Annotated in this window: 21 protein-coding genes and 1 tRNA gene; 8 read left to right on the forward strand and 14 right to left on the reverse strand. The window is 68.3% G+C overall.

The window, feature by feature from the left end:
* The 12 genes from MYF83_RS32735 to dnaA all read right to left on the reverse strand — a co-directional run.
* The coding region (locus MYF83_RS32735) for an NUDIX domain-containing protein (protein ID WP_248964628.1) at nucleotides 1-314 on the reverse strand (314 nt) is incomplete at its 3' end.
* Nucleotides 315-793: 479 nt separating this feature from the next.
* Nucleotides 794-1,141, reverse strand: coding sequence for a hypothetical protein (locus MYF83_RS32740; RefSeq protein ID WP_248964629.1), 348 nt, complete (start codon nucleotides 1,139-1,141; stop codon nucleotides 794-796).
* Between the two features lie 496 nt (nucleotides 1,142-1,637).
* Nucleotides 1,638-2,108, reverse strand: a complete 471-nt coding sequence (locus MYF83_RS32745) for an NUDIX hydrolase (protein WP_248964630.1) — start codon at nucleotides 2,106-2,108, stop codon at nucleotides 1,638-1,640.
* Nucleotides 2,109-2,491: 383 nt separating this feature from the next.
* Nucleotides 2,492-2,568, reverse strand: a tRNA-Ile gene (locus tag MYF83_RS32750).
* Between the two features lie 223 nt (nucleotides 2,569-2,791).
* Entirely contained in the window at nucleotides 2,792-3,628 is an 837-nt protein-coding gene (locus MYF83_RS32755) for a DUF3566 domain-containing protein (protein WP_248964631.1), read from the reverse strand.
* Nucleotides 3,629-3,837: 209 nt separating this feature from the next.
* Nucleotides 3,838-6,339, reverse strand: coding sequence for a DNA gyrase subunit A (gene gyrA / locus MYF83_RS32760; protein WP_308201536.1), 2,502 nt, complete (start codon nucleotides 6,337-6,339; stop codon nucleotides 3,838-3,840).
* A gap of 42 nt (nucleotides 6,340-6,381) precedes the next feature.
* A complete protein-coding gene (gene gyrB / locus MYF83_RS32765; RefSeq protein ID WP_248964632.1) occupies nucleotides 6,382-8,325 on the reverse strand; it encodes a DNA topoisomerase (ATP-hydrolyzing) subunit B in 1,944 nt (647 codons plus the stop codon).
* A gap of 347 nt (nucleotides 8,326-8,672) precedes the next feature.
* Entirely contained in the window at nucleotides 8,673-9,191 is a 519-nt protein-coding gene (locus MYF83_RS32770) for a DciA family protein (RefSeq protein ID WP_248964633.1), read from the reverse strand.
* The gene (gene recF / locus MYF83_RS32775) at nucleotides 9,181-10,431 is read right to left on the reverse strand and encodes a DNA replication/repair protein RecF (RefSeq protein ID WP_248964634.1); all 1,251 of its coding nucleotides are present in this window, start codon (nucleotides 10,429-10,431) and stop codon (nucleotides 9,181-9,183) included. The genes MYF83_RS32770 and recF overlap by 11 nt, the downstream gene beginning before the upstream one ends.
* A gap of 61 nt (nucleotides 10,432-10,492) precedes the next feature.
* Complete coding sequence (gnd, locus tag MYF83_RS32780; protein ID WP_372500313.1) at nucleotides 10,493-11,440, reverse strand: phosphogluconate dehydrogenase (NAD(+)-dependent, decarboxylating); 948 nt, start codon at nucleotides 11,438-11,440, stop codon at nucleotides 10,493-10,495.
* Nucleotides 11,441-11,532: 92 nt separating this feature from the next.
* Complete coding sequence (gene dnaN, locus MYF83_RS32785; protein ID WP_248964636.1) at nucleotides 11,533-12,669, reverse strand: DNA polymerase III subunit beta; 1,137 nt, start codon at nucleotides 12,667-12,669, stop codon at nucleotides 11,533-11,535.
* Nucleotides 12,670-13,248: 579 nt separating this feature from the next.
* Nucleotides 13,249-15,207: a chromosomal replication initiator protein DnaA gene (dnaA, locus tag MYF83_RS32790; protein ID WP_504974984.1), complete on the reverse strand. Its 1,959-nt coding sequence runs from the start codon at nucleotides 15,205-15,207 to the stop codon at nucleotides 13,249-13,251.
* 708 nt (nucleotides 15,208-15,915) lie between these two features.
* Here dnaA and rpmH point away from each other — a divergent pair.
* From rpmH to MYF83_RS32830, 8 genes are all read left to right on the forward strand, one after another.
* Entirely contained in the window at nucleotides 15,916-16,053 is a 138-nt protein-coding gene (gene rpmH, locus MYF83_RS32795) for a 50S ribosomal protein L34 (RefSeq protein WP_010849920.1), read from the forward strand.
* Between the two features lie 100 nt (nucleotides 16,054-16,153).
* Entirely contained in the window at nucleotides 16,154-16,546 is a 393-nt protein-coding gene (gene rnpA, locus MYF83_RS32800; protein ID WP_248964638.1) for a ribonuclease P protein component, read from the forward strand.
* A gap of 119 nt (nucleotides 16,547-16,665) precedes the next feature.
* Nucleotides 16,666-16,899 (forward strand): membrane protein insertion efficiency factor YidD, encoded by a 234-nt coding sequence (gene yidD / locus MYF83_RS32805; RefSeq protein ID WP_229691613.1) that lies wholly within the window; start codon nucleotides 16,666-16,668, stop codon nucleotides 16,897-16,899.
* Nucleotides 16,900-16,903: 4 nt separating this feature from the next.
* Entirely contained in the window at nucleotides 16,904-17,863 is a 960-nt protein-coding gene (gene yidC, locus MYF83_RS32810) for a membrane protein insertase YidC (RefSeq protein WP_248964639.1), read from the forward strand.
* Nucleotides 17,864-17,890: 27 nt separating this feature from the next.
* A complete protein-coding gene (locus MYF83_RS32815; protein ID WP_248964640.1) occupies nucleotides 17,891-18,391 on the forward strand; it encodes a Jag family protein in 501 nt (166 codons plus the stop codon).
* Nucleotides 18,392-18,809: 418 nt separating this feature from the next.
* Nucleotides 18,810-19,499 carry a 16S rRNA (guanine(527)-N(7))-methyltransferase RsmG gene (rsmG, locus tag MYF83_RS32820; RefSeq protein WP_248964641.1) on the forward strand — a complete coding sequence of 230 codons (690 nt, stop codon included), beginning with the start codon at nucleotides 18,810-18,812 and terminating at the stop codon, nucleotides 19,497-19,499.
* A gap of 224 nt (nucleotides 19,500-19,723) precedes the next feature.
* Complete coding sequence (locus MYF83_RS32825) at nucleotides 19,724-20,572, forward strand: ParA family protein (protein ID WP_308201537.1); 849 nt, start codon at nucleotides 19,724-19,726, stop codon at nucleotides 20,570-20,572.
* A gap of 144 nt (nucleotides 20,573-20,716) precedes the next feature.
* Nucleotides 20,717-21,679 (forward strand): ParB/RepB/Spo0J family partition protein, encoded by a 963-nt coding sequence (locus MYF83_RS32830; protein ID WP_248964642.1) that lies wholly within the window; start codon nucleotides 20,717-20,719, stop codon nucleotides 21,677-21,679.
* Between the two features lie 1,134 nt (nucleotides 21,680-22,813).
* On the opposite strand, the gene MYF83_RS32835 is transcribed toward MYF83_RS32830, so the two are convergent.
* On the reverse strand, nucleotides 22,814-23,869 hold the full coding sequence (locus MYF83_RS32835) for a threonine aldolase family protein (protein WP_248964643.1): 1,056 nt from the start codon (nucleotides 23,867-23,869) through the stop codon (nucleotides 22,814-22,816).
* 627 nt (nucleotides 23,870-24,496) lie between these two features.
* Nucleotides 24,497-25,450, reverse strand: coding sequence for a D-alanine--D-alanine ligase family protein (locus MYF83_RS32840; protein WP_248964644.1), 954 nt, complete (start codon nucleotides 25,448-25,450; stop codon nucleotides 24,497-24,499).
* Nucleotides 25,451-25,485: the final 35 nt, after the last annotated feature.

A 25,485-nucleotide genomic window follows, 5' to 3' on the forward strand; every position in this document is an offset into this window, starting at 1 on the left:
GTGAGGCAGATGTTGAACTGCCGGCGAACCTCCCCGTCGGTGTAGGCGATGATGTGGCGAGCGTCGGTGTAGAGGCCGACCATGCCGGTGATCTCGATGTCGTAGCCGGTCTCCTCTTTGACCTCGCGGATCGCTGCCTGCGGTACGGACTCGGTGAGGTCCATGCCTTCTCCGGGGAGCGCCCACAGGTTGTTGTCTCTGCGTCGTTGCATGAGGATGCGGCCGTGCTCGTCGGTCACGACGGCGGAGACCCCGACTACGAGACTGTTGGGTGTGGGGGCCTGTGGGTCGTCGTAGTACTCAGTGCGGGCCATCGTCACTCCTCCGGCGCTGGGCGTGAGCAGTCCCAGACGGCCTCGAAGCTCTGGGCGTAGGAATCGAACAGGCCACCCTGACCTGCACGGCGCAAATGGTAGACCGGTGCCCCGTAGGCGATGGAGCGGTGCGGGGTGCGTCCGGTGCTGAGCCACCGTTCCACGGTCTACACGTCCACTCAGGTGGACGCGGCGAGTTCCCTGGTGGTGAGCCCTTTGCTGACCATGGCAAAAAAGGCCGCTTCCCGATCACCGGGAGCGGCCTTTGTGCAGGTACTTAGTGGTGGGGCTACCAGGACTTGAACCTGGGACCTCTTCCTTATCAGGCAATGATCAGCATTCGGTTACTGCTGTAGGCGCTGAGCTGCGAGAACTTTCCCGGAACGTTCATGCAAGTCCGGCGGTGTGCGCCCCCGTTGTCACTCAGTTCGTCACTCACCCGGCACCCGGCAGGCCCACCGCATTCCTCGGCCATACCATCACAGCCACGCACCGCCGGCATCAGTCAGGGTGACGACGATCAGCGCGGTGAACTCGTCACGCCATAGCCAGTTGTCCATCTCACGAACTATCTGGGCAAGCTGATCGAGCGGGATGAGGACAGCCTCGTTCGGATCGGTAGGCCACGCAGGAAAGGTGTGCACCTCCACCAGGCCGTAGCCTGCCAGAGACATAAGCGCATCAGCAAGAAGCGGCACTGCTTCGATGCGCTCATCTTGGGTCCCGTTGTGCGTCAAGGTCGCCGCAAGCTCCCATAACAGGGCGTCCGTGTCCGCTTCCTCCAGCACTAAGTGCTCGATAGGCGCCAGACCGGTGAGGTTGCTCACGAGTGGATTCCGAGCTGCCGTAGTCGCCGACGTATGCGCTGTATACGCGCTTCGCCTCGTTCCCGGCTTTCGATCCCGAGCCACATGCGCCTGGCGAGGGTTTGCTGCACGACTTCTCCAAGAGGGGCATCGGAGTACTTCTTCCAGGACTTCGGCCGCCTGCTCAGCAGGCGCTCTTCCACGGCCGCCTCGGCGACTTCGTCCACAGCGCCTCTGGCCGCTTCGAGTACCTGGGCCGCGCGGTGCCGGTTGGCCCGATGGGGTGCCCTCTTGTTCCGGGGAATGTTCTTACGAGAACTCTTGTCGTTCTCGCCATAGTCATTACGGCGATCCTTGGCGTAGCTCAGCCGCTTCTTCTCCTGCGGGCTCCTACGCCTCATGGGTCGCCTCCGAGCAGATCTGCTTACCCCTTGAGCACAGGCTAGCCAGCCAGAATGGCTGCTGGCGAGCGAAATACGGGTGAGCGTCCCGCTTCGCTGCTTGCTGACCAGGGACATCAGCCTATGTACGGGCTCGAGCGGCCTTCTAAGTAGTGGCGTAGCCGTAGCTGCTGCGTGTGGTGCATGTCGAGATCGTTCAGCTCGTCACTAGCTACCCATCGGACCTCTGTGGACTCGTCGCTGATCGTCAGTCTGCCTCCGACCTTGCCCGCGGTGAGGCAGATGTTGAACTGCCGGCGAACCTCCCCGTCGGTGTAGGCGATGATGTGGCGAGCGTCGGTGTAGAGGCCGACCATGCCGGTGATCTCGATGTCGTAGCCGGTCTCCTCTTTGACCTCGCGGATCGCTGCCTGCGGTACGGACTCGGTGAGGTCCATGCCTTCTCCGGGGAGCGCCCACAGGTTGTTGTCTCTGCGTCGTTGCATGAGGATGCGGCCGTGCTCGTCGGTCACGACGGCGGAGACCCCGACTACGAGACTGTTGGGTGTGGGGGCCTGTGGGTCGTCGTAGTACTCAGTGCGGGCCATCGTCACTCCTCCGGCGCTGGGCGTGAGCAGTCCCAGACGGCCTCGAAGCTCTGGGCGTAGGAATCGAACAGGCCACCCTGACCTGCACGGCGCAAATGGTAGACCGGTGCCCCGTAGGCGATGGAGCGGTGCGGGGTGCGTCCGGTGCTGAGCCACCGTTCCACGGTCTACACGTCCACTCCGGTGGACGCGGCGAGTTCCCTGGTGGTGAGCCCTTTGCTGACCATGGCAGAGCGCAACCGCTCGTTCGGCGTCATGGGACGTTTATACGCCCGAAGCGATGGACCGCATCTTCCCTCACGAGAGCAGGGGAGCGTAGTCACTCAGAAGATCACAAAGGCCGCTTCCCGATCATGGGCAGCGGCCTTTGTGCAGGTACTTAGTGGTGGGGCTACCAGGACTTGAACCTGGGACCTCTTCCTTATCAGGGAAGCGCTCTAACCGTCTGAGCTATAGCCCCGCCGGGTGGCGGAGGCAAGACTATCGCTTCCGCGGAGCGGAAGCGAACCGTCTCACCGACAGGGAAAAGCTTACCGTGCTCTGCGCCCGCCCGCGCCAATGGTTCGCCCCGTTATCGTCCGCTCCGGGTGACCCGACACGCGCGCCCGAAGCCGTACGACGCGTGCGGCCGGGGTCCTCAACGGCGTCTCGAGTTCCGGCGTGGTCCGGCCGCTTGGGCGTCCTTATTCGGCCTCGCTGAAGGTCACCTCGACGCCGCCGACCAGGTCGGAGGCGACGTTGTAGATGACGGCCCCGAGCGTGGAGAGCGCGGTGATGAGCACGACGTTCACCGCGCCGAGCAGGGCGGTGTACCCGAGGATGCGCACCGGCTCGAACCAGGACTTGATGTCGATGCCACTGGTCGTCTTGCCATCGGGCACGGTGAGCTGCGTCACGGTGTTCACGATGGAGTCGAAGACACCGAGCGCCGACAGCACGCCGTACAGGACCGCGACGGCCACGAAGAGCACCACGAAGCAGACCAGCGAGACGACGAAGCTGAACTTCATCGCCGACCAGGGCTCGACCCTGCGGAGCACCAGATGGGCCTTGCGGGGCGCCTTGGGCGACGCGGGCCTGTCGCGCTGCTCGGGACGCCCGACGACCGGCTCGGGGGTCGCCAGTGCCGAAACGGCTCCGAACCCTCCCTGCCGGGACTGGGCATTGGGCGCGGGCTTCGGCGCCGCCGCGGGACGGGACCCGGTAGCGGCGCCGGCACCTGGGCCGGAGCCCGAAGCAGGACCGGAGCCGGGACCGAGCCGCGGCGGGGCGCCGGGCGCCCCGGAGGGCCCCGGTGCGCCACTGGGCACGGGCCTGGCGGAGGTGCCGGGCCTCGCCGGCGTCGCCGGCGAGGGAGCGGAGGCGGGTGGCTTGGGAGAGGGCCTGGTCGGGCCCGCACCCTGGCCGTCGGCAGAGGGCGACCAAGAGTTGTCGGGGACGGACGAGGAGCGGATGCGCAGGGTCGCGTCTCCGCTGTCGCCGCCTCCGGCGGGAGCCGCCGCGTCGTCGTCACTGGACACGACCACAACCCTGTCATCACTCTGGTCCGCCGGGGAACGGACCTTGCCCGTACTTTCCGAGGAGTTCACGCTCTCCGTCACCTGGTTGCGTGTCGAAGAGTTTACCGAGGAGGCCGGGCGGGTCCCCTTGGGCGCGCCTCGCTTACGGTTCGACGACGTACCGGATGATTTGCCGGGACCACCGGGATCACCGGAGTTGGCCTGAGGGCTCATTCCTCGTCATCTCCCCCGCTGTCCTCGGTGTCCAGCGCTTCGGCGTTGCGGGCGAGGGCAACCACGCTGTCTCCATCCGAGAGGTTCATCAGGCGCACTCCCATGGTCTGGCGGCCGGACTGCTTGATCTCACCCGCACTGGTCCGGATCACCCCACCAGCCGAGGTGATCGCGAACACCTCATCCTCAGGGCTCACCATGACTGCTCCGACCAGCTTGCCACGGGCACTAACAATCTTCGCAGTCAGTACACCTTGCCCGCCTCTGCCTTGAACAGGATATTGATCCGAAGGTGTCCGTTTCGCATACCCACCTTCGGTCGCGATAAGCACATCCGCGCCATCGCTGACGACATTCATCGCCAGCAACTCGTCGCCGTCGAGGAACCGCATGCCGATGACGCCGCTGGTGGCGCGGCCCATCGGGCGCAGGGCCTCGTCGGAGGCGGTGAAGCGGATGGACTTCGCGCCACGGGAGATCAGCAGGAGATCGTCCTCCTCGGAGACCAGCCGGGCGGCGATCACCTCGTCGTCCTCGCGGAGGTTGATGGCGATCAGACCACCGGACCTGGGGGAGTCGTACTCCGACAGCCGGGTCTTCTTCACCAGGCCACTGCGGGTCGCGAGGACCAGGTAGGGGGAGACCTGGTAGTCGCGGAGGTCGAGGACCTCCATGACGTGCTCGTCCGGCTGCATCGCCAGAAGGTTCGCCAGGTGCTGGCCGCGCGCGTCGCGGCCGGCGTCGGGCAGCTCGTACGCCTTGATGCGGTAGACGCGGCCCTTGTTGGTGAAGAACAGCAGCCAGTGGTGGGTCGTCGTGACGAAGAAGTGCTCGACGATGTCGTCCTGGCGCAGCTGCGCGCCGCGCACGCCCTTGCCGCCGCGCTTCTGCGCGCGGTACAGGTCGGTCTTGGTGCGCTTCGCGTAGCCGCCACGGGTGATCGTGACGACCATGTCCTCTTCGGCGATGAGGTCCTCGATGGACATGTCACCGTCGTAGGCGATGATCTCGGTCTTGCGCTCGTCGCCGTACTTGCCGACGATGTCGCTGAGCTCGTCGGCGACGATCTGCCGCTGCCTCGGCTCCGATGCCAGGATCGCCTGGTAGTCGGCGATCTGCGTCATCAGCGATTCGTACTCGTCGATGATCTGCTGACGCTCGAGCGCGGCGAGCTTGCGCAGCTGCATGTCGAGGATGGCCTGCGCCTGGATCTCGTCGATCTCCAGCAGCTCGATCAGGCCGCCGACCGCCTGCGCCGCCGAGGGCGACCTGCGGATCAGCGCGATGACCTCGTCCATGCGGTCCATGGCCTTGAGCAGGCCGCTCAGGATGTGGGCGCGCTCTTCGGCCTTGCGCAGCAGGTAGCGGGTGCGCCGGACGACGACCTCGACCTGGTGGGCGACGTAGAACTTGACGAACTGGTCGAGCCGCAGTGTCTTTGGCACACCGTCGACCAGCGCCAGCATGTTGGCGCCGAACGTGGTCTGCAGCTGGGTGTGCTTGTAGAGGTTGTTCAGCACCACCTTGGCGACGGCGTCGCGCTTGAGCACGATGACCAGGCGCTGGCCGGTGCGCGAGGAGGTCTCGTCGCGCACGTCGGCGATGCCGTTGACCTTGCCGTCCTTGACCAGCTCGGCGATGGTCAGCGCGAGGTTGTCGGGGTTGACCTGGTACGGCAGCTCCGTCACGACCAGGCACTGCCGGCCCTTGGCGTCCTCCTCGACCTCGACGATGGCCCGCATCGTGATCGAGCCGCGTCCGGTGCGGTAGGCGTCGTCGATGCCGCGCCGGCCGACGATCAGCGCGCCGGTGGGGAAGTCGGGGCCCTTGACCCGGGCGATCATCGCCTCGAGGAGCTCCTCGTCGGTGGCCTCCGGGTTCTCGAGGCACCACCGGACGCCCTCGGCCACCTCGCGCAGGTTGTGCGGCGGGATGTTGGTCGCCATGCCGACGGCGATGCCGGCCGAGCCGTTGACGAGGAGGTTCGGGAACCGCGACGGCAGGACCATCGGCTCCTGGGAGCGGCCGTCGTAGTTGGGCTGGAAGTCGACGGTCTCCTTGTCGATGTCACGGAGCATCTCCATGGCGATCGGCGCGAGCCGGCACTCGGTGTACCGCATGGCGGCGGCCGGGTCGTTGCCCGGGGAGCCGAAGTTGCCCTGGCCGTCGACCAGCGTGTAGCGCAGCGCCCAGGGCTGTGCCAGCCGTACGACCGTGTCATAGATCGACGCGTCGCCGTGCGGGTGGTAGGAACCCATCACGTCGCCGACGACGCGGGAGCACTTGAAGTATCCGCGGTCGGGCCGGTATCCGCCGTCGTACATGGCGTAGAGCACACGCCGGTGCACGGGCTTGAGACCGTCACGCACGTCCGGCAGGGCCCGGGACACGATGACCGACATCGCGTAGTCCATGTAGCTGCGCTGCATCTCGGACTGGATGTCGACGGGCTCGATGCGGTCAGCGGGAGGCCCTGGCGGGGTGTTCACTTCCGTCACGGGTGGTACGTCCTTTTCGAAGATGAGTCTGTACGGCTGCCGCTACACGTCAAGGAATCGGACATCCCGCGCGTTTCTGATGATGAAGGATCTACGCGCCTCGACGTCCTCGCCCATCAGCACGGTGAACATCTCATCGGCTTGCGCGGCATCATCGAGGGTGACCTGAAGAAGAACCCGGGTCGCCGGGTTCATGGTGGTCTCCCAGAGCTGGGAGGCGTTCATCTCGCCCAGCCCCTTGAAGCGCTGAACGCCGTCGTGCATGCGCGGGTCGCGCCTGCCCGCCGTGATGCCGGCGTCGATGATGGCGTCCCGTTCACGGTCGGAGTAGGCGTAGCTGGCGTCCTCGCCCTTCCTGTCCCACTTGATCTTGTACAGCGGGGGCTGCGACAGGTAGACGTGCCCGGCCTCGATCAGGGGCCGCATGAAGCGGAAGAGCAACGTCAGCAGCAGGGTGGTGATGTGCTGACCGTCGACGTCGGCGTCCGCCATCAGGATGAGCTTGTGGTAGCGGAGCTTGGCGATGTCGAACTCGGCGTGCACGCCGGTGCCGAGGGCGGTGATCAGCGCCTGGACCTCGTTGTTCTTGAGCACCCGGTCGATGCGGGCCTTCTCGACGTTGAGGATCTTGCCGCGGATCGGGAGGATGGCCTGGAACTTCGGGTCCCGGCCGCCCTTGGCGGAGCCGCCCGCCGAGTCGCCCTCGACGATGTACAGCTCGCACTTCTCGGGCTCGGTCCACTGGCAGTCGGCGAGCTTGCCCGGCAGCCCTGAGCCGGCCTCCAGCAGCGACTTGCGCCGGGTGAGGTCACGGGCCTGGCGGGCGGCGATGCGGGCGCGAGAGGCCTGCAGAGACTTGTTGAGGATCTCCTTGGCCTCGCCCGGATTGCGCTCGAACCAGTCGCGCAGGGAGTCGTTGCAGGCTTTCTGCACGAACGACTTGGCCTCGGTGTTGCCGAGCTTGGTCTTGGTCTGGCCCTCGAACTGCGGGTCGGTCAGCTTCACCGAGATGATCGCGGTGAGGCCCTCACGGATGTCGTCACCGGTGAGGTTGTCGTCCTTGCCCTCCTTGAGGAACTTCTGCTCCCGGGCGTAGCGGTTGACGATCGTCGTCAGCGCCGCACGGAAGCCCTCCTCGTGGGTGCCGCCCTCGGCCGTGTTGATCGTGTTGGCGAAGGTGTAGACCGACTCGCTGTAGGAGGCGTTCCACTGCATCGCGATCTCGACGGAGATGCCCTCGCCCTCGGCCTCGAAGTCGATGACCGAGCCGTGGACGGGCTCCTTCTTGGCGTTGATGTGCTTGACGAAGTCGGAGATGCCGCCCTCGTAGTGGTAGGTCACCACATGGGGCTCGCCGTTGACGTGGTCTTCCCGCTCGTCGCGGAGGACGATCGTCAGCCCCTTGTTGAGGAAGGCCATCTCCTGGAACCGGCGGGACAAGGTCTCGAAGTTCCACGTCGTGGTCTCGAAGATGGTGCCATCGGCCCAGAAGGTGATCGAGGTGCCGGTCTCCTCGGTGGGCTCGCCCTTGACCAGGGGACCGGTCGGCCTGCTCTCGGAGTAGGACTGCCGCCAGTAGTGGCCGTCGGTCCTGATCTCCACCTCGAGCCGTGAGGACAGGGCGTTGACGACCGACACGCCGACACCGTGCAGGCCTCCGGACACGGCGTAGGACTTGCTGTCGAACTTGCCGCCGGCGTGCAGCACCGTGAGGACGACCTCGACGGCGGGACGCTCTTCGCCGGGGACGATGCCTACAGGGATGCCACGACCGTTGTCCACTACCCGGACGCTGTTGTCTGCGAGGAGCGTGACCTCGATGTGGTCGGCATATCCGGCGAGTGCCTCGTCGACCGAGTTGTCCACAACCTCTTGCACAAGGTGGTGGAGGCCACGCTCTCCGGTCGAGCCGATGTACATACCAGGGCGCTTACGAACCGCCTCAAGTCCTTCGAGAACGGTGATTGAGCTAGCGTCGTAGGACAAGTGCGAAATCCTCCTGCCGCGGACACGCGGCAGGAGAGACCATGATGCGGCTGCCCCTGCCGTGCCCGTCACCGTCGTGAGTGCCTCGATGCGACCACCCGTGGGAGATCGGCGCGCGGCCGGGGGTGACTCGCATGCGGACGTGTCCGGAATCCGATTTCATTCTACCGGTCAGAAGCGCATCAGGTGGCATTGACGGCCGCTGTGGTGGCCTGTCGGGCGTCCGACGCCCTTGTGAGCATCCCCCCACGGGGGATGGGGGTCACTGCCGCCAACGTGATTCTGATCGGTTTACCGGGGGTGAGCACCTCGCTTTCGCCGGCCGGACGAAGCTGTGAGCCCCCTCCTCACCCGTATGTGTCACGCGGACCCCGGCTGCCGGTCACGCGCAGCCCACCTGACGGACGGGGGCCGTTCTGCGGACCCCGGACCTTCACCCGGCGGACCGTGCCGTCGCCGAGCTCCTCGTTCAGCCGTCTGACCAGGGTCGACGCTAGCAGGCGCACCTGGGTTGCCCACGCCGTGGAGTCGGCGACCACCAGCACCTCACCCTCGGCGAAGGTCTCGGGTTTGGTGTGGGCGGCCAGATCGGGCCCGACGATCTCGTGCCAGCGCCCGAAGACCCCGCCGACCGCCAGGGGCTGCTCCCACCCCCGGTCGGTGAGCAGGTCGCGGATCGCCCGGCCGAAGAGTTGTGGATCGCCCGAATCACGCCGGGGCGACGATCGGCGGCGGGGCTCGCGCCGGGGCAGCTGCCCGCGCCTGGCCGCGTCGGCCTTCGCCTGGGCGAGCTTCTCGCGCGCGAGGGCCGCGCCGCGCGCCGCGACACCGTCGGGGGACTGGACTCCGGATGGCTCACCTGACACGTGTGACACTCCCTTCCGCCACATCGAACCGGGCGCCCGCGAGCTGCGCCGGAACGTCCTCCGGCACCGCCGCGGTGATCAGGACCTGCTCTGCGGGCGCCACGATGTCGGCCAGGCTGCGGCGCCTGCGGGCGTCCAGCTCGGCGAACACGTCGTCCAGGATCAGCACCGGGTCGCCGCCCTCGGCCTTGAGCAGGTCGTACGCGGCCAGGCGCAGCGACAGGGCGAACGACCAGGACTCGCCGTGGCTGGCGTAGCCCCGGGCGGGCAGCTCGCCGAGGCGCAGCAGCAGGTCGTCGCGGTGCGGCCCGACGAGCGTCACGCCGCGCTCGAGCTCCGCCTGCCTGACCTCCAGCAGGCTCGCCCGAAGGGCCTCCTCCAGCACCGATCGGTCGGCGGCCGCCACGTCCAGCACTGCGGAGGGCTCGGTGGCCGGCTCGTGGGATGCCGGGCCCGGGGCCTCAGGGGCCGCCGCCAGGCCTGTGGACAGGGTGTGGCGGTACTCGATGTCGGCGGGGGCCGACGAGGGCGCCAGGAGGGCGTACGCCTTCGCCACGAGCGGGCGCAGGGCCGTCACCAACTGCAGGCGCGCGGCGAGCAGTTCGGCGCCGTGGCGGGCCAGGTGGGCGTCCCACACCTCGAGCGTGCTCAGCGCGTCGCCGGCGCCCGCGGCCGAAAAGCCCGCCTCGGCCTCCTGCCGGCGGGAGCTCTGCCGCCGCCCGGGGCGCGCCTGCATGGCGCTGCGCAGGAGGGCGCCCCGCTGCTTGAGCACCCGCTCGTAGTCGGCCCGCACGCCGGCGAAGCGCGGCGCCCGCGCGACCAGCAGGTCGTCCAGGAACCTGCGCCGGTCGGCGGGGTCGCCCTTCACGAGCGAGAGATCTTCAGGGGCGAACAGCACGGTGCGGAGCAGGCCGAGGATGTCGCGCGGCCGGGACACCGGTGAGCGGTTGAGCCGCGCGCGGTTGGCCCGCCCAGGGTTGATCTCGAGCTCGACCAGGGCGCGCCGGTCGTCGCGGACCACCACGGAACGGATGATCGCCCTGGCGGCTCCCTGGCGCACGAGCGGCGCGTCGGTGGCCACCCGGAAGCTGCCGAGCGTCGCCACATAGCCCAGGGCCTCGACCAGATTGGTCTTGCCCTGCCCGTTCGGGCCGACGAACGCCGTCACCCCCGGCTCCAGGGCCAGCTCCACGGAGGAGTAGGACCGGAAGTCGGTCAGCGACAGGTGGGCGACATGCACCTCACGAAGGTTAGTCGGCCCCTACGACAACATCGGCACAACGAGCATCACTCGCCACCGATCAGCGCTGGGCCTCCACGGGAGGCGTCACGTCCGCGCCCGGCGCGTCGGCGCCCTTGGTGTGCTGTCCCTCGACGGAGGCGACGGCGTGGCCGCCGAACTGGTTGCGCAGGGCGGCGACCATCTTCATCGCGGGGGAGTCCTCCTGGCGCGAGGAGAAGCGGGCGTACAGGGCGGCCGTGATGGCCGGCAGCGGGACGGCGTGGTCCACGGCGGCCTGGACCGTCCAGCGGCCCTCTCCGGAGTCCTCGGCGTAGCCCTTGAGCTCCGACAGCTCGGGGTCGTCCTTGAGCGCGCGGACCAGCAGGTCGAGCAGCCACGAGCGGATCACCGTGCCGGTGCGCCAGCTCGCGAAGGCGCCGGGCACGTCGGTGACGATGTCGGTGGCCTCCAGCAGCTCCCAGCCCTCGGCGAAGGACTGCATGATGCCGTACTCGATGCCGTTGTGGACCATCTTGGCGAAGTGGCCCGCGCCGACCGTGCCCGCGTGGACGAAGCCGTTCTCGCCCTCCGGCTTGAGCGACTCGAAGATCGGCATCAGCCTGTCGACGTACTCGGGATCGCCGCCGACCATCAAGGCATAGCCGTTCTGCAGCCCCCACACCCCGCCGCTGACGCCGACGTCGGCGAAGCCGATCTGCTGGGCGCCGAGCTGGTCGGCGTGCTTCTTGTCGTCCAGGTAGTGGGAGTTGCCACCGTCGACGACGATGTCGCCCGGTGAAAGCAGCTTGCCGAGCTCCTCGATCGTCAGCCTGGTCGGCTCGCCGGCCGGCACCATCACCCACACCACGCGGGGGGCTTGGAGCCGCTGGACGAGCTCCCGGAGGCTGCCGACGTCGCTGGCCCTCGGGTCACGGTCGTAGCCGACCACGTCATGGCCGGCGCGGCGCAGCCGTTCCGCCATGTTGCCGCCCATTTTGCCCAGCCCGACCATGCCGATCTGCATCACAGCCACCCCTCGTGAAGATCTCCATCATCGACGACGCCTCGCACGCGCCGTACCCTGCCCCGCCCCGTCCAATCGATGTGGACGACCGGATCCTAGCTCGACAGGCGGATGGGCATGATCAGGTACCGGTAGTCGGGCGTGACGCCGTCGTCCACAGGCTTGCCGCCGGTGAGGATGGCCGGCTTGGTGGAGGTGGTGAACTGCAGGCGGGCCACGTCGGAGTCGATGGCGCCGAGCCCTTCGAGCAGGAACTGGTGGTTGAAGGCGATGTTGATCTCGTCGCCGTCGAAGTCCACCGGGAGCACCTCGACCGCCTGCGCCTCGTCGCCGCTGCCGGCCTCGAGCACGACCTCGCCGCCGCGGAAGGCCAGGCGCACCGGGGTGTTGCGCTCGGCCACCAGCGCGACGCGCTTGACGGCCTCGACGAACGCCGAGGTGGTGAGGTCGGCGTGGGCGGAGAACTCCGTCGGCAGCAGCGAGCGGTACTTCGGGAACTCCGGGTCGAGCAGCCGGGTGGTGGTGCGCCGCCCGGAGCTGGAGAACCCGATCATGCCTTCGCCGGTGCCGCCCGAGGAGCTGAGGGCGATCTCGACCTCGGCGCCCGTGGTCAGCGACTTGGCCGTGTCGGCCAGGGTCCTGCCCGGGATCATCGCGATGGCCGAGAAGTCGGGCTGGTCGGGCTGCCACTTCAGCTCGCGGACGGCGAGGCGGTAGCGGTCGGTCGCCGCGAGGGTCACGGTGTCGCCCTCGATCTCCATGCGGACGCCGGTGAGCATGGGCAGCGTGTCGTCCTTGCCCGCCGCGACGGCGACCTGTGCGACGGCCGAGGAGAAGATGTCGCTGCCGACCCGGCCGGCGGCCGGCGGCATCGTGGGCAGCGAGGGGTAGTCCTCGGCGGGCATCGTCAGCAGGGTGAACCGAGCGCTTCCACAGGTGACGACGGCCTTGGCGCCCTCCACCACGAAGTCCACAGGCTGTGAGGGAAGCGCGCGGGTGATCTCGGCGAGCAGGCGCCCGGAGACGAGCACCAGACCGGGGTCGCCGGTCTGCAGCTCCAGGGTCACCTCGGCGGAGACCTCGTAGTCGAAGCCCGAGAGCTTGAGCTGCTGCTGCTCGGTGACCTCCAGCCTCATGCCGGCCAGCACCGGCACCGACGGCCTGGCGGGCAGGCTGCGTGCGGTCCACGCGACCGCCTCTGCGAGTACGTCTCGGTCGACACGGAACATCACGTGGAACCGCCTCCTGTTGTCTGTGCTGTGTCCTGATCGCGGTCGTCATCCCGGCTGGGCCGCCGTTGATTCAAGTGTTCACTCTCCCGCACGGGAGCACCGCGAGAACCCTTCTATGGGTCTTGAGTTCTTAGTAGAGAGAGATACAGGTCATCTCATTAGGGGGCGTGGATACTGTGGAAGACGGGTGTCTTCCCAGCTCAGCGCCGATTTTTTGTCCACCGCGCCTGTGGGCGGGCGGTGGGTTTCCCGGCCGCGCCTGGGGACGGACGAGCGTTGCACACAGGCCGTCCCCAGTTTCCGGGGTCTTCATCCACTGGTCATCCACGAGGTTTCCACGGGTTATCCACGGGGTAGAAGAGGTGCTCGGGCAGGTGTTCCGACCCTACCCACAGGGCGTCCCCAGGTCGTCCACCAGTGGTCCCCAGGTCTTCCCCAGGATGTCCCCAGAGTTGTCCCCAGCGCCTGACGCGGAGTTTCCCGACCGGTCGCTTGCTTGTTCGGCCGCCGGCGGTGGTTTTCCCGCCATTCACCTGCCCTGAGCCCCGATCCACAGAGATATCCACAGGCTGTGGATCATCAGGAGTTGCGAGAGTTCTGTTTGATGCGGTTCGTCAGCTCTGTGACCTGGTTGTACATCGACCGCCGCTCGGCCATCAGCGAGCGGATCTTGCGCTCGGCGTGCATGACGGTCGTATGGTCACGCCCGCCGAACTGCTGGCCGATCTTGGGGAGGGACAGGTCGGTGAGCTCGCGGGCGAGGTACATGGCGATCTGCCGGGCCGTCACCAGCACGCGCGAGCGAGAGCTGCCGCACAGATCGTCGATCGACAGCCCGAAATAGGCCGCCGTCTGCGCCATGATCGTGGCGATGGTGATCTCGGTGCTGGAGTCCTCGGTGATGAGGTCCTTGAGCACGACCTCCGCGAGCTGCAGGTCCACGGACTGCCGGTTCAGGCTGGCGAACGCCGTCACCCGGATGAGCGCCCCCTCCAGCTCCCGGATGTTCGTGGAGATCTTGCTCGCGATGTACTCCAGCACGTCGCCGGGGGCCGCGAGCCCCTCCTGGATCGCCTTCTTCCGCAGGATCGCGATGCGCGTCTCCAGCTCGGGAGGCTGGACGTCGGTGATCAGACCCCACTCGAAGCGGTTGCGGAGCCGGTCCTCCAGCGTCACCAGCTGCTTGGGCGCCCGGTCACTGGAGATGACGATCTGCTTGTTGGCGTTGTGCAGCGTATTGAAGGTGTGGAAGAACTCCTCCTGCGTCTGCTCCTTGCCCTCCAGGAACTGGATGTCGTCCACAAGCAGGATGTCCACCGCGCGATACCGGGCGCGGAACCCGTCGGCCTTGTGGTCGCGGATCGAGTTGATGAAGTCGTTCGTGAACTCCTCGGAGCTGACGTACCGCACGCGGGCACCGTCGTACAGCCGCTGCGCGTAGTGCCCGATCGCGTGGAGGAGGTGGGTCTTGCCCAGGCCCGAGTCGCCGTAGATGAACAGCGGGTTGTACGCCTTGGCCGGCGCCTCGGCGACCGCGACGGCGGCCGCGTGCGCGAACCGGTTGGAGGCGCCGATGACGAAGGTCTCGAAGGTGTATTTGGGGTTCAGCCTGGCCGGCTCGCTCGGCTTGCCGCCGCGGCCGTCCCATCGGTTCTGCACCGGGCGGTCGTAGGCCTCCGGCTCCGGGCGGGGACGCGGAGACGGGCTCTCCGGCCTGCCGGAATACGGAGGTTGTCCACCGAAGCCGCCCGTCTGTGGTGGATAAGGACGCGCCCCGTCGCTCTGGGGATACGGCTGGGACGACTCGCCGCGCGGATACGGCTGCGAGCCCTCCGCGCGCTGGAACGGCTGCTGGCTCTCACCGCGCTGGAACGGCTGCGCGCCGTCCCCATGCGCGTACGGCTGGGACGGTTCGCCGCGGGGGAAAGCCTGCTGGCCGTCCCCGCCCGGATACGACTGCGCGGGCTCGCCGCGCTGGTACGGCTGGGAGCCGTCGCCGCGGGGATACGGCTGGGACGCGGGCGCCTCCTGCTGGGGAGGCTGCGCCTTCTCCTGGCCGGTCTGGCCCTGCTGGCCGGGGAAGCCCTCGGCGTTCTGGTAGCCGTCCTGCCGATAGGGCTGCGAAGGGCCCGCCGGGGTGCCTCCGTAGGAATCCTCAGAGCCATTCCCATAGGGATAGGAGTAAGGCTGGCCCTGTGGCCTGTTCTGTGGATAGTCGGTGGAAACTCCCTGGTCCGGAAAGGGCTGCTGGCCCATGGAACCCGGCCGGCCAGGCTGTCCGTACCCCGGCTGAGGCTGTCCACCATGGGGATAACCGGAGGCGGGCGCCTGGGGATATCCCTCCGTGCCCGGGCTCTGGGGGTCCCCCGCGCCGGCGACCGGGTCGACCATGACGGCCACCCTCATCGGCCGGCCGAACTCCTGCGAGAGCGCCTGCGCGATCAGCGGGCGGAGCTTGGTCTCCAGGACGTCCTTGGCGAAGTCGTTGGGTGCGGCGAGGATGATCGTGTCGTTCACGAGGCCGAAAGGCCGGGTCATGTTCAGCCACGCGCGCTGCTGAGGCGGAACGCTGCCCTCGGCGAAGCTTTCCAGCGCCCGAGCCCACAATGGGCCGAGGTCGACGCCATCCATTGGTCGGCCCCTCCTCCCTAACGCGGCCCCCGCACGCACGCCGCGATCCGTTTTCCACATGGACGCCTGCCGGAGCATGCTCCGTCGGCGCCGGGCCTCGCGGCTGTCCCCACAGCGTTGTCCGCAGGCTGCCTCCGGTGGTCCACAACGGGTCCACACGCGGTCCACAGAGTGTCCACAGGGGCCACTCGTGGTCCACAACCCTTTCAGACGCGCTGCCAAGCACATCGGTGAGATGGAGGGAAGGTCCGGAGGGCCGACAGTAGCGCTGTGCACATCCCTGTTCAAGACGTTGTCCACAGCCTAGTGGCAGGCTGGGGGCAGCATGGTGCACATACTGTGGATGACGCGGCGGCGGTGGATAGAGCCCCTGTGGAATAGTGGAAAACCAGAGACGGCCGACCTGCGCTGGACCTGCCATCGGCATCGCCGGCCGGTCCAGGGAGGGTCTCCGCCCCCTGTTCCGGTTTGACCTCCGGCCTGCTGGCCCCGTAACGTACGACGGTCGGCTTGTCGCGCGACGGCACTTTGGCGTGCCCACGCATTCGACAGGCCTAGCCCTGTGTGTCAATCGCTCGCACCGTGTGCGGGTGAACTCAAGCCTGGAGCCCACTCGTGAGCAAGCGTACTTTCCAGCCGAACAACCGTCGTCGCGCGAAGACCCACGGCTTCCGGCTGCGCATGCGCACGCGGGCCGGCCGCGCCATCCTCGCCGCCCGTCGTCGCAAGGGCCGCGCGGAGCTGTCCGCCTGACAGCGCGGAGCGCCCGGTGCGTGCTTCCCTCGCCCGTCGGAACTGACCGGCGGGCGATAGCCGTGCCCGGGCTCTTGTCCGTCTGAAAGCAGGTCCAATCGTGCTGCCGTCCGCCTCCCGCATGCGCAGTGCCGAGGAGTTCGCGAGCGCGATCCGGAAGGGAAGGCGCGCCGGACGTCCCACCCTGGTCGCCCACCTCGGCGAGCGAGGCGATCCCCACGATCCGCCTCTGGTCGGGTTCGTGGTCAGCAAGGCCGTCGGTGGCGCGGTCGTCAGGAACCAGGTCAAGCGCCGGCTCCGGCACCTGATGCGCGACCGCCTGCACTCGCTGCCGCGAGGTAGCCTGCTTGTTGTACGCGCCAATCCACAGGCGGCGTCCGCGCGAAGCGAGCACCTCGCCGCCGAGCTCGACGTCGCGCTGGACCGATTGATCGGACGGCGGGCGCCTGGGCGACGGTCCGATCGCCCGGCCGCGACGGATGGACAGGCATGACTACCGGTGACCCAGCGGCGAGAGAGCGGGACGCGGGCCGAGCGGATCTCCCTCTGCCGAGCGTGATCGTGAGTGAGGAGCGGCGGCCCCGCGAGATCTCCGCCGGCGCTCGCATTCTGATGGCTCCGATCCGGTTCTATCGAGCCTTCATAAGCCCCCTCCTTGGGCCGCGATGCCGCTTCGAACCGTCCTGCAGCGCCTATGGCCTCGAAGCGATCGCCGTCCACGGCGCGCTACGAGGGCTGTGGCTGACCGCCAGGCGAATCGGGCGTTGCCACCCCTTCCACCCGGGAGGTTACGACCCGGTGCCTCCGCGCCCGGTCCGGTCCCACGACGAAACGCAAGGGAGCTAGCTCGGTGGAGCTGACATTCCTGGAGCCGCTGTATACAGCTGTCGCTACGGTGATCGCCTGGATCCACGCGGCGTACAGCATCATCATTCCCCCCGACAACGGGCTTAACTGGGCTTTGACCATCATCACGCTCACCGTGCTGATGCGTCTGCTGATCTTCCCGCTGTTCCTTAAGCAGATGCGCTCCTCGAAGAAGATGCAGGAGCTCGCGCCGAAGGTTCAAGAGCTGCGCAAGAAGTACAAGAACGACAAGCAGCGCATGAACCAGGAGGTCATGAAGGTCTACCAGACGGCGGGGGCCAATCCTCTCGGCGGCTGCCTGCCTGTCGTGGCCCAGTTCCCGATCTTCATCTCGGTGTTCACCGTGCTGCGTGCGATCGCGGAGGACAAGGCCGCGCATGGCATGACCCAGCAGCTGGTGGACAGCGCGCGTGCCGCGCATATCTTCGGCGCGCCGATCCCCGCGACCTTCTTCACCAGCAGCGCGGAGATCCAGGCCCTCGGCGCCGACCCGATCGTCACGAAGATCATCCTTGGTATCTTCGTCGCGATCAGCTCCACCACGACCTTCCTCACGGTGCGGCAGAGCGTCACGCGTTCCATGGCGCAGATGCCGGACAACCCCATGGCGCAGCAGCAGAAGATCCTCATGTACATCTCGCCGCTGTTCGCGATCTTCAGCTTGAACTTCGCTCTCGGGCTTATCCTTTACTGGGTCACCACCAACCTGTGGACCCTCGGTCAGCAACACTGGTTCTACAGTCGGCACCCGATGCCGGTTGTGGACGCCAAGGGCAACGTGGTGGAGCCCGAGCCCAAGCCCGGGCTGCTGAGCAAGATCCTGCCTGGCAAGGTGGCCAAGGAGCCCGCTGACGAGCCTCCGCCCGAGCCCGAGCAGAAGATCATTCGACAGCAGCCCACGCGGCAGCCGCGCAGCAAGCGCACAGGTAGCAAGAAGCCGTAGCCGGTTGTCTTAAAGGAGAGTCCGGACGTGACCGAAGTCAACGAGGAGCAGGCCCCGAAGGCCGCGCCCGACATCGCCGCTCTGGAGCAGGAGGGCGAGATCGCGGCCGACTACCTCGAAGGTCTGCTGGACATCGCCGACCTCGACGGCGACATCGACATGGATGTCGAAGGCGACCGCGCCCTCGTGTCGATCGTTGACATCAAGGGAAATGACCTCGTCGGCGCCAACGGCGAAGTGCTCGAGGCGCTGCAGGAACTCACCCGCCTCGCCGTGCACCGGCGTACGGGCGAGCGCTCGCGCCTGATGCTCGACGTCGCCGGCTACCGCCAGGGGCGGCGCGTGGAGCTGAGCAAGCTCGGCGCCAAGGCGGCGGAGGACGTCAAGCGCTCGGGTGAGGCCAAGCCTCTCCAGCCGATGACGCCGTTCGAGCGCAAGATCGTGCATGACGCCGTCGCCGCGGCGGGGCTGAGGAGCGAGTCCGAGGGCGAGGAGCCCGAGCGCTACGTCGTGGTCCTCCCCGCCTGACGGCGCCGGCCGCGACTCCCGCGCGGCGCGAGGCCGCCCAGCGGGTGCCTTGCCCCGACCGGCGGAGAACCTCGCGGATGTGACAGGTCGTGTTAATGGGCCGCCGATCCACCTGGATCGGCGGCCCTACGGCTGTCCGGACCCTTCCGAGGTGGTCGAGCCGGGCGATCCGATGCGTCACTCCTGTTGTAGTGCCGCGGCGGCCCGTGCCCGCGACGGCTCGTGCCCGCTTTCCGTGATCACTTCCCGATCTTTGAGGGCTGCTGACGCGATCTTGCCTTCCCCCTGCCTGAGGGGCTTCTCGTACTCGCCGGGAAAGGGGGCCGTCGCCGGCCGCTCCGACGCGTCGAACCGAGGAGGACTGCCGGGAGGGCTACCCTTACGCGGAGATGTTGTGACCGTTCTAGTTGAGTGAGTGATGGCGGAAAGCGACGAGCTGCCCGACGCGCCCGATGTTGCGCGCGCGGTTTTCACCGGCGAGGCATGGCCACGGGCCCAGGCGTTCGCGGAGATGCTGGCAGGCCCCGGGGTCGTGCGAGGGCTGCTGGGACCGAGGGAGATCCCTCGCATCTGGGACCGGCACCTGCTCAACTGCGCCGTGGTCGCCGAAGCGGTGCCCGAGGGCGCCCACCTCGTCGACATCGGCTCCGGCGCCGGGCTGCCCGGCATCGTCCTGGCGATCGTACGGCCGGACGTGACGGTGACCCTTCTGGAGCCGCTGCTCCGCAGGACGACGTTCCTGGAGCAGTGCGTGGACGAGTTGAAGCTGACCAACGTGGAGGTGCTGCGCGGACGCGCGGAGGAACTGGTGGGCAAGCGGGTGTTCGACGTCGCGTCCGCTCGCGCCGTCGCACCGCTCGACCGTCTCCTTACGTGGTCGATGCCCCTTCTTCACGAAGGCGGCCAGCTTCTGGCGATGAAGGGAGAGCGTGCCGCCGAAGAACTCGACGCCGCGGAGCAGCAATTGCGGGCATACGGGGTGCAGACTGCCGAGCTTGTCACGGTCGGGCGCGGTAAGGTCGATCCGCCCGCGACTCTCGTCCGGGTGGTCGCCGGACGCTCGCCAGCTCGAAGTGCTCAGGGTGCGCGGCGCCGACGGAAGAGGTGACGGGTATGCCGGATACGGCAGGCGGCCTTGGCTGGCCGGCTGGTCATGTCTCCGCCGCGAGCGGAAGGCCTTCGGGTCTCGGCTGGCCTACTTCCCCTGCTGCTGTCACGCCGGTTGAAAGGACGACGACCGTGTCACAGCCCCCCCTTAACCCCGGCGATTCGCCGCTGGTCCGAGAGGCGCTCAGCTCAGTGGTTTCACGTGAAACAGCTCCATCCGCTCCCGTGGCGGCCGCTTCGATCGGCTACTCCTCATCGCTGCAGGAGGGCGACTGGCCCCGCCCCCCGAGGCAGCGGATCATCACCATCGCCAACCAGAAGGGTGGCGTGGGCAAGACGACGACGGCCGTGAACCTCGCGGCGGGGCTGTCCATGCACGGCCAGCGGGTGCTCGTCGTCGACCTGGACCCGCAGGGGAACGCCTCGACGGCCCTGTCCGTGGAGCACCGCGGCGACATCCCGTCCGTCTACCAGGTCCTGGTCGAAGATCTTCCCATCGGGGAGATCATCAGCCCGGTGCCCGACATGCCGAACCTGTACTGCGCTCCCGCGACCATCGGCCTGGCCGGTGCTGAGATCGAACTGGTGTCGCTCGTGGCCAGGGAGGCCCGGCTCAAGCGAGCGCTGGAGGCCTTCAACGCCATCGAGCTCGACTACATCCTCATCGACTGCCCGCCGTCGCTCGGCCTGCTCACCGTGAACGCCATGGTGGCGGCGGAGGAGGTCATGATCCCCATCCAGTGCGAGTATTACGCGCTGGAAGGCGTCAGCCAGCTGCTGCAGAACGTCGAACTCGTCCGCGTGCACCTGAACCAGGCACTCAAGGTCTCCACGATCCTGCTCACGATGTACGACGGGCGTACGCGGCTCGCCTCCCAGGTGGCCGACGAGGTGCGCTCGCACTTCGGCGACACGGTGCTCACCACCGTCATCCCGAGAAGCGTCCGGGTCTCGGAGGCGCCGAGCTACGGGCAATCCGTGCTGACGTACGACGCCGGCTCCAGCGGCGCCATGGCGTACATGGAGGCGGCACGGGAGATCGCCTTCCGCGCCGCGGCCGTGGCGGGAAGCTGACCCCGCCCGGCAGCGGTACTCTCCTGTGGAGTGTCCCGCGCCGGGTCCGATGGTCAGGTCAGGATCAAGTGGAATACGCGGCGACAGAGGCGGTGCCGGCAGTGGCCGTCTCCGTACGAGCGAGCCGTTGGGCGAGGAGGGGTCGTGGGCCAGCAAAGGCGTGGTGGACTGGGGAAGGGACTCGGAGCCCTGATCCCCACCGGGCCGATCGTCGAAGTTCCGGCCGTCGTGGGAGCGGGCCCGGAGACGCAACCGGCGAATGACGGGCTGAAGCCCGTCGCAGGGGCGTACTTCCTGGAGATCCCGGTCGAAGCGATCACCCGGAACCCGCGCCAGCCCCGGGACATCTTCGACGAGGACGCCCTGCGTGAGCTCGCCGACTCCATCCGCGAGGTCGGGCTGCTCCAGCCGATCGTGGTGCGCTCGGTGGGCGGAGGACGCTACGAGCTGATCATGGGGGAGCGGCGCTGGCGGGCGTCCCAGCTTCTCGACCTGAAGGTGATCCCCGCGATCGTCCGGAGCACCCAGGACGACGAGATGCTCCGCGAGGCCCTCATCGAGAACCTCCAGCGGGAGCAGCTCAACGCGCTCGAAGAGGCCGCGGCGTACCGCCAGCTCCTGGACGACTTCGGCGCCACCCACGAGCAGCTCGCCCAGCGCGTCGGACGATCCCGCTCACACATCAGCAACACGCTCCGCCTACTCAACCTCCCCGGCAACGTCCAGGTCAGGGTGGCCGCAGGAACGATCAGCGCGGGCCACGCGCGGGCGCTGCTCACCCTCACCGACCCGGGCGCGCAGGAGCACCTCGCGAGCCGCATCGTCGCCGAGGGTCTTTCCGTACGGAGCGTGGAGGAGATCGTCTCGATGGGCGAGGCGACGGCCGCCCCCGCCCCTCGCGCCCGGCGCACGAAGGACGCCCCCGAGCCCGCACTGGCCCACCTCGCCCACCGGCTCTCCGATCACTTCGAGACGCGGGTAAAGGTCGACCTCGGCCGGCACAAGGGCCGCATCGTGGTCGAGTTCGCCACCATGGACGATCTCGAGCGCATCATCGGCGCAATGGCCCCCGAAGCCGCCAACTCCATCCACACCACCGACGACTGACCCCGGCGCTTCCCACCCACCCCGCCAATCGCCCTCCCCCAAACCCCCGCCGCCCTTCCGTCTCCGCCTCCTCCATCTCCCGCCTCGCACGGCGACCCCTCCAGCACCGGCTCACTCTCATGTGGTGGTCCGTCCGCCGGACCCCCGATGCCGCCTCATGTGGTGGCCCGTCTGCGTCTCCTTGAGCACCGGCTCACAGCGGGGCCCTTAACCCTCTCCTCCTTCACCGCCGGACGCGGTGGCCTCTGCAGGCCCAGATGGCGATCTGTTCGCCGGAGCTTTCAGCGCCACCCCATTCCGGTGGCTTCGTCGCCGCCATCTGTGCCACCTCATACACGCGCGGCCTCGTTGTTGGTCATCTCCGACCCTCTAGCGTGGCTGGTGAGATCCCCGCCTCGCTTGGCCTGTACGTGTTTCACGTGAAACCACTTACCGAAGGGGCCGCCCGCTACGCGACGAGCGTCTCGCGCCCCCTTCGATGCTGAACTGTCGATCCGCCGCCCTCGGCTCGACGGGGCGGGGGAGTGCCTGGGCACCTGGACTGCGGCACATCGGTGTCGGCCGCGGCCATGTCATGGAGCCGGCCGATAGGGGCCACTCGATCGCGTCGCCCGGTGGATCGCTGCCTCATGGGTCCGCGATCGGGGCCGGCAGACCGCCTCGCGGACCGTCGGCGCCGTCTCGCTCGCCCAGCGGCCGCATGGCGGCTCATTTGTGCCAGAGCCAGTCTTCAGCCGAGATCAACGCCACCTGCTCGCATGTGCGTCCCTTGAACGCCAAGCCGTCCACCTGTCCACGCGGCCCGCCCACGCCTCCGGGGCGGCGCCGTTCCTCGGGTCGTGCGGTCCCCTTCTGTCTCTCCGCGCGCCCCTGTCCACCGGGCCCGCAGCCTTCCGCTGGTGTCCGGGCCTCCTCCCCCGCTGTGGTGTTGGATAGATCGGCGCCGCGGCGGCGGGGGTGTGGTGTGGCGGGGCCGGCGCCGGTGTACGGGGCAAGCCCTTGGTCCTCGCGTCCCGCCGGCTGGTCGGGGAGGTGCCGCCCGCCAGTTGGGGGTGGTTTCACGTGAAACTGTGCGCGGTATGGCGGGCGGCGACGGTGGTTCCTGAAAGTTGGGGAGTTGTTGGAGGGGCGCGCTCAGCCGGCGAGGCGCTTGAGGGTTTGGTGGATGTCGTTGACGAAGATGTCCACGTCGTCGGGGGAGGTGTCGAATGCCGTCATCCAGCGGACGATGCCGCGGGGGGCGTCCCACGTGTGGAACAGGTAGCGGGCCTGCAGTTCGCTGATCGCCTCGGTGGGCAGGGAGGCGAAGACGGCGTTGGACTCGACCGGCCACTGGATGCCCAACCCAGGGAGATCCGCCACCCCGTCCGCCAGCCTCCGTGCCATCGCGTTCGCGTGGACGGCGTTCCGCCGCCATAGCTCGTCCGTCAGGAGGGCCGACAGCTGGACGGAGACGAAGCGCATCTTCGAAGCGAGCTGGAGCGTCTGCCGCCGGAGGTACGCTCCCGCTTCCGCCAGCTCCGGACGGAGGACGACCACGGCTTCCCCGACGAGGGCGCCGTTCTTACTGGCGCCGAAGCTGACCACGTCCACTCCGGCATCGGTGGTCAGGGCGCGCAGAGAGCAGCCAAGGAAGGCCGCGGCATTGGCGATGCGGGCGCCGTCCATGTGGAGGAGCATGCCGTTGTCGTGGGCGGTCTCCGCCAGCGCCGCGATCTCGTCGGGGGTATAGCAGGTGCCGAGCTCGGTGACCTCTGAGATGGAGACCACTCGCGGCTGCACCTCGCTGATGTTGCCCCGGCCGCCGAGTCTTGCGGTCACGTCCGCGGGGACCAGCTTCCCGGCGGGTGTCGGCACCGTGACGAGCTTGACCCCGAGAACCCTCTCGCTGGCTCCGGTCTCGTGCGTGGCGATGTGCGCCGTCTCCGGGCAGATGATCGCGTGGTAACGGCGTTCCAGCATCAGGCTGAGCGCGACCATGTTGGCGCCGGTGCCGTTGAGGACGACCAGGCTCGTCGCCTGGTCACCGAACTCGGCGTGTATCTGTTCGGCCAGCGTGGCGGTCCACCTGTCGTCGCCGTACGCCGGAGCGTCACCGGTGTTGGCGGAACTGACGGCTTCCAGCACGGCCGGATGCGCTCCGGCATGGTTGTCGCTGGCGAAGCTCTTGGAGTAAAGCTGTTCGATCACGCCGCCAGGCTACGCCCGGCAGGATGCGCACACGTCCTCCGCCCCATCTCCCCCTCCTGCCCGGGGACGGCAGCCTCACGGACCTGGACCGGTTCCTCGCCGTACGGTGGCGCCGGCTTCGCCGTACGGCCTCTCGCCGTCCCGGCGCCGAAACCAGCGACATCAAGGAGGAGGGAAGGGGGAGCCCAGCCCGGCGAGGGACGAGGGAGGCGGGGTGCGTGCGGGGCCGTCCTGGCGGTCAGGGTGTCCGGGCCACTCACGTTTCCGGTGCTAGCGAGGACGGCAGCCTCACGGACCTGGACCGGTTCCTCGCCGTACGGTGGCGCCGGCTTCGCCGTACGGCCTCTCGCCGTCCCGGCGCCGAAACCAGCGACATCAAGGAGGAGGGAAGGGGGAGCCCAGCCCGGCGAGGGACGAGGGAGGCGGGGATGCGTGCGAGGCCGTCCTGGCGGTCAGGGTGTACCGACCGATACGAAGCGGGAGGGAAGGGGGAGCCCAGCCCGGCGAGGGGGCCGTGGAGGAGGCGATTCAAGCAGTCCGGTGGAGCGGGCAGGTTCAGCGGGTGCGGTGGAGCGGGCAGGTTGAGCGGGTGCGGTGGAGCGGTGGAGCGGGTGAGGGGAAGCGGGGTTAGGGGGTGCGGTGGAGGGCGGCTTGGAGGAGGCCGCGGCAGATGGCGCCGAGGTCCTTGCCTGCGGCTTCCACGGCCATGGGGAGAAGGGAGGTCTCCGTCATGCCGGGGGCGACGTTCACCTCGAGGAAGTGCGGGCGGCCCTCGGCGTCGACGATGAGGTCGGTGCGGGAGAGGTCGCGGAGCCCGAGGGCGGTGTGCGCGGTGACGGCCAGCTCCGCGCAGGCCTCCGCCACCTCGGGCCGCAGCCGTGCCGGCGCGAAGAACTCGGTGTGCCCGGCGGTGTAGCGCGCGGAGTAGTCGTAGACGCCCTCGTCGGCCACGATCTCCACAGGGGGAAGGGCGATGGGCCCGTCACCGAGGTCGATCACGGAGACCGCGACCTCGACGCCTTCGATGTACTGCTCGACCAGCGAGGTGTCCCCGTACGCGAAGCAGCCGACCATGGCCGCCGGAAGCTCGTCGGCCTTGCGGACGATGGAGCCGCCCAGGGCGGACCCGCCGTGGGACGGCTTCACGAACAGCGGGAGTCCGAGACGGTCGACGATGCGGGCCAGGACCGCGGACGCGCCGAGGTCGTGGAAGGTCTCCTTGGGCAGTACGACCGCGTCGGGCGTGCGGACGCCGACCGAGCGCACCATGGTCTTGGCGGTCGGTTTGTCGAAGGCGATCCGGCAGGCCTCGGGCCCGGCGCCCACGTAGGGCAGCGAGAGCAGCTCGAGCACCGACCGGATGGCGCCGTCCTCCCCGCTGCCGCCGTGCAGGGTCACGAAGACCACGTCGGGCGGGTCGGCCAGGACGGCGGGGACCAGGCTCGCGTCGGTGTCCCGTGTCTCTACGTCGATCCCGGCCGCACGAAGCACCTCGCTCACGCGGCGGCCCGAGCGGAGGGAGACCTCGCGCTCGTAGGACAGCCCGCCTGCCAGCACCAGCACATGGCCGAGATCGCTCATCAAGGACCTTTCTCACATCACAGGGCCGGCAGGCG

It is taken from the genome of Sphaerisporangium perillae, from assembly GCF_023276435.1.
Lineage (GTDB): Bacteria > Actinomycetota > Actinomycetes > Streptosporangiales > Streptosporangiaceae > Sphaerisporangium > Sphaerisporangium perillae.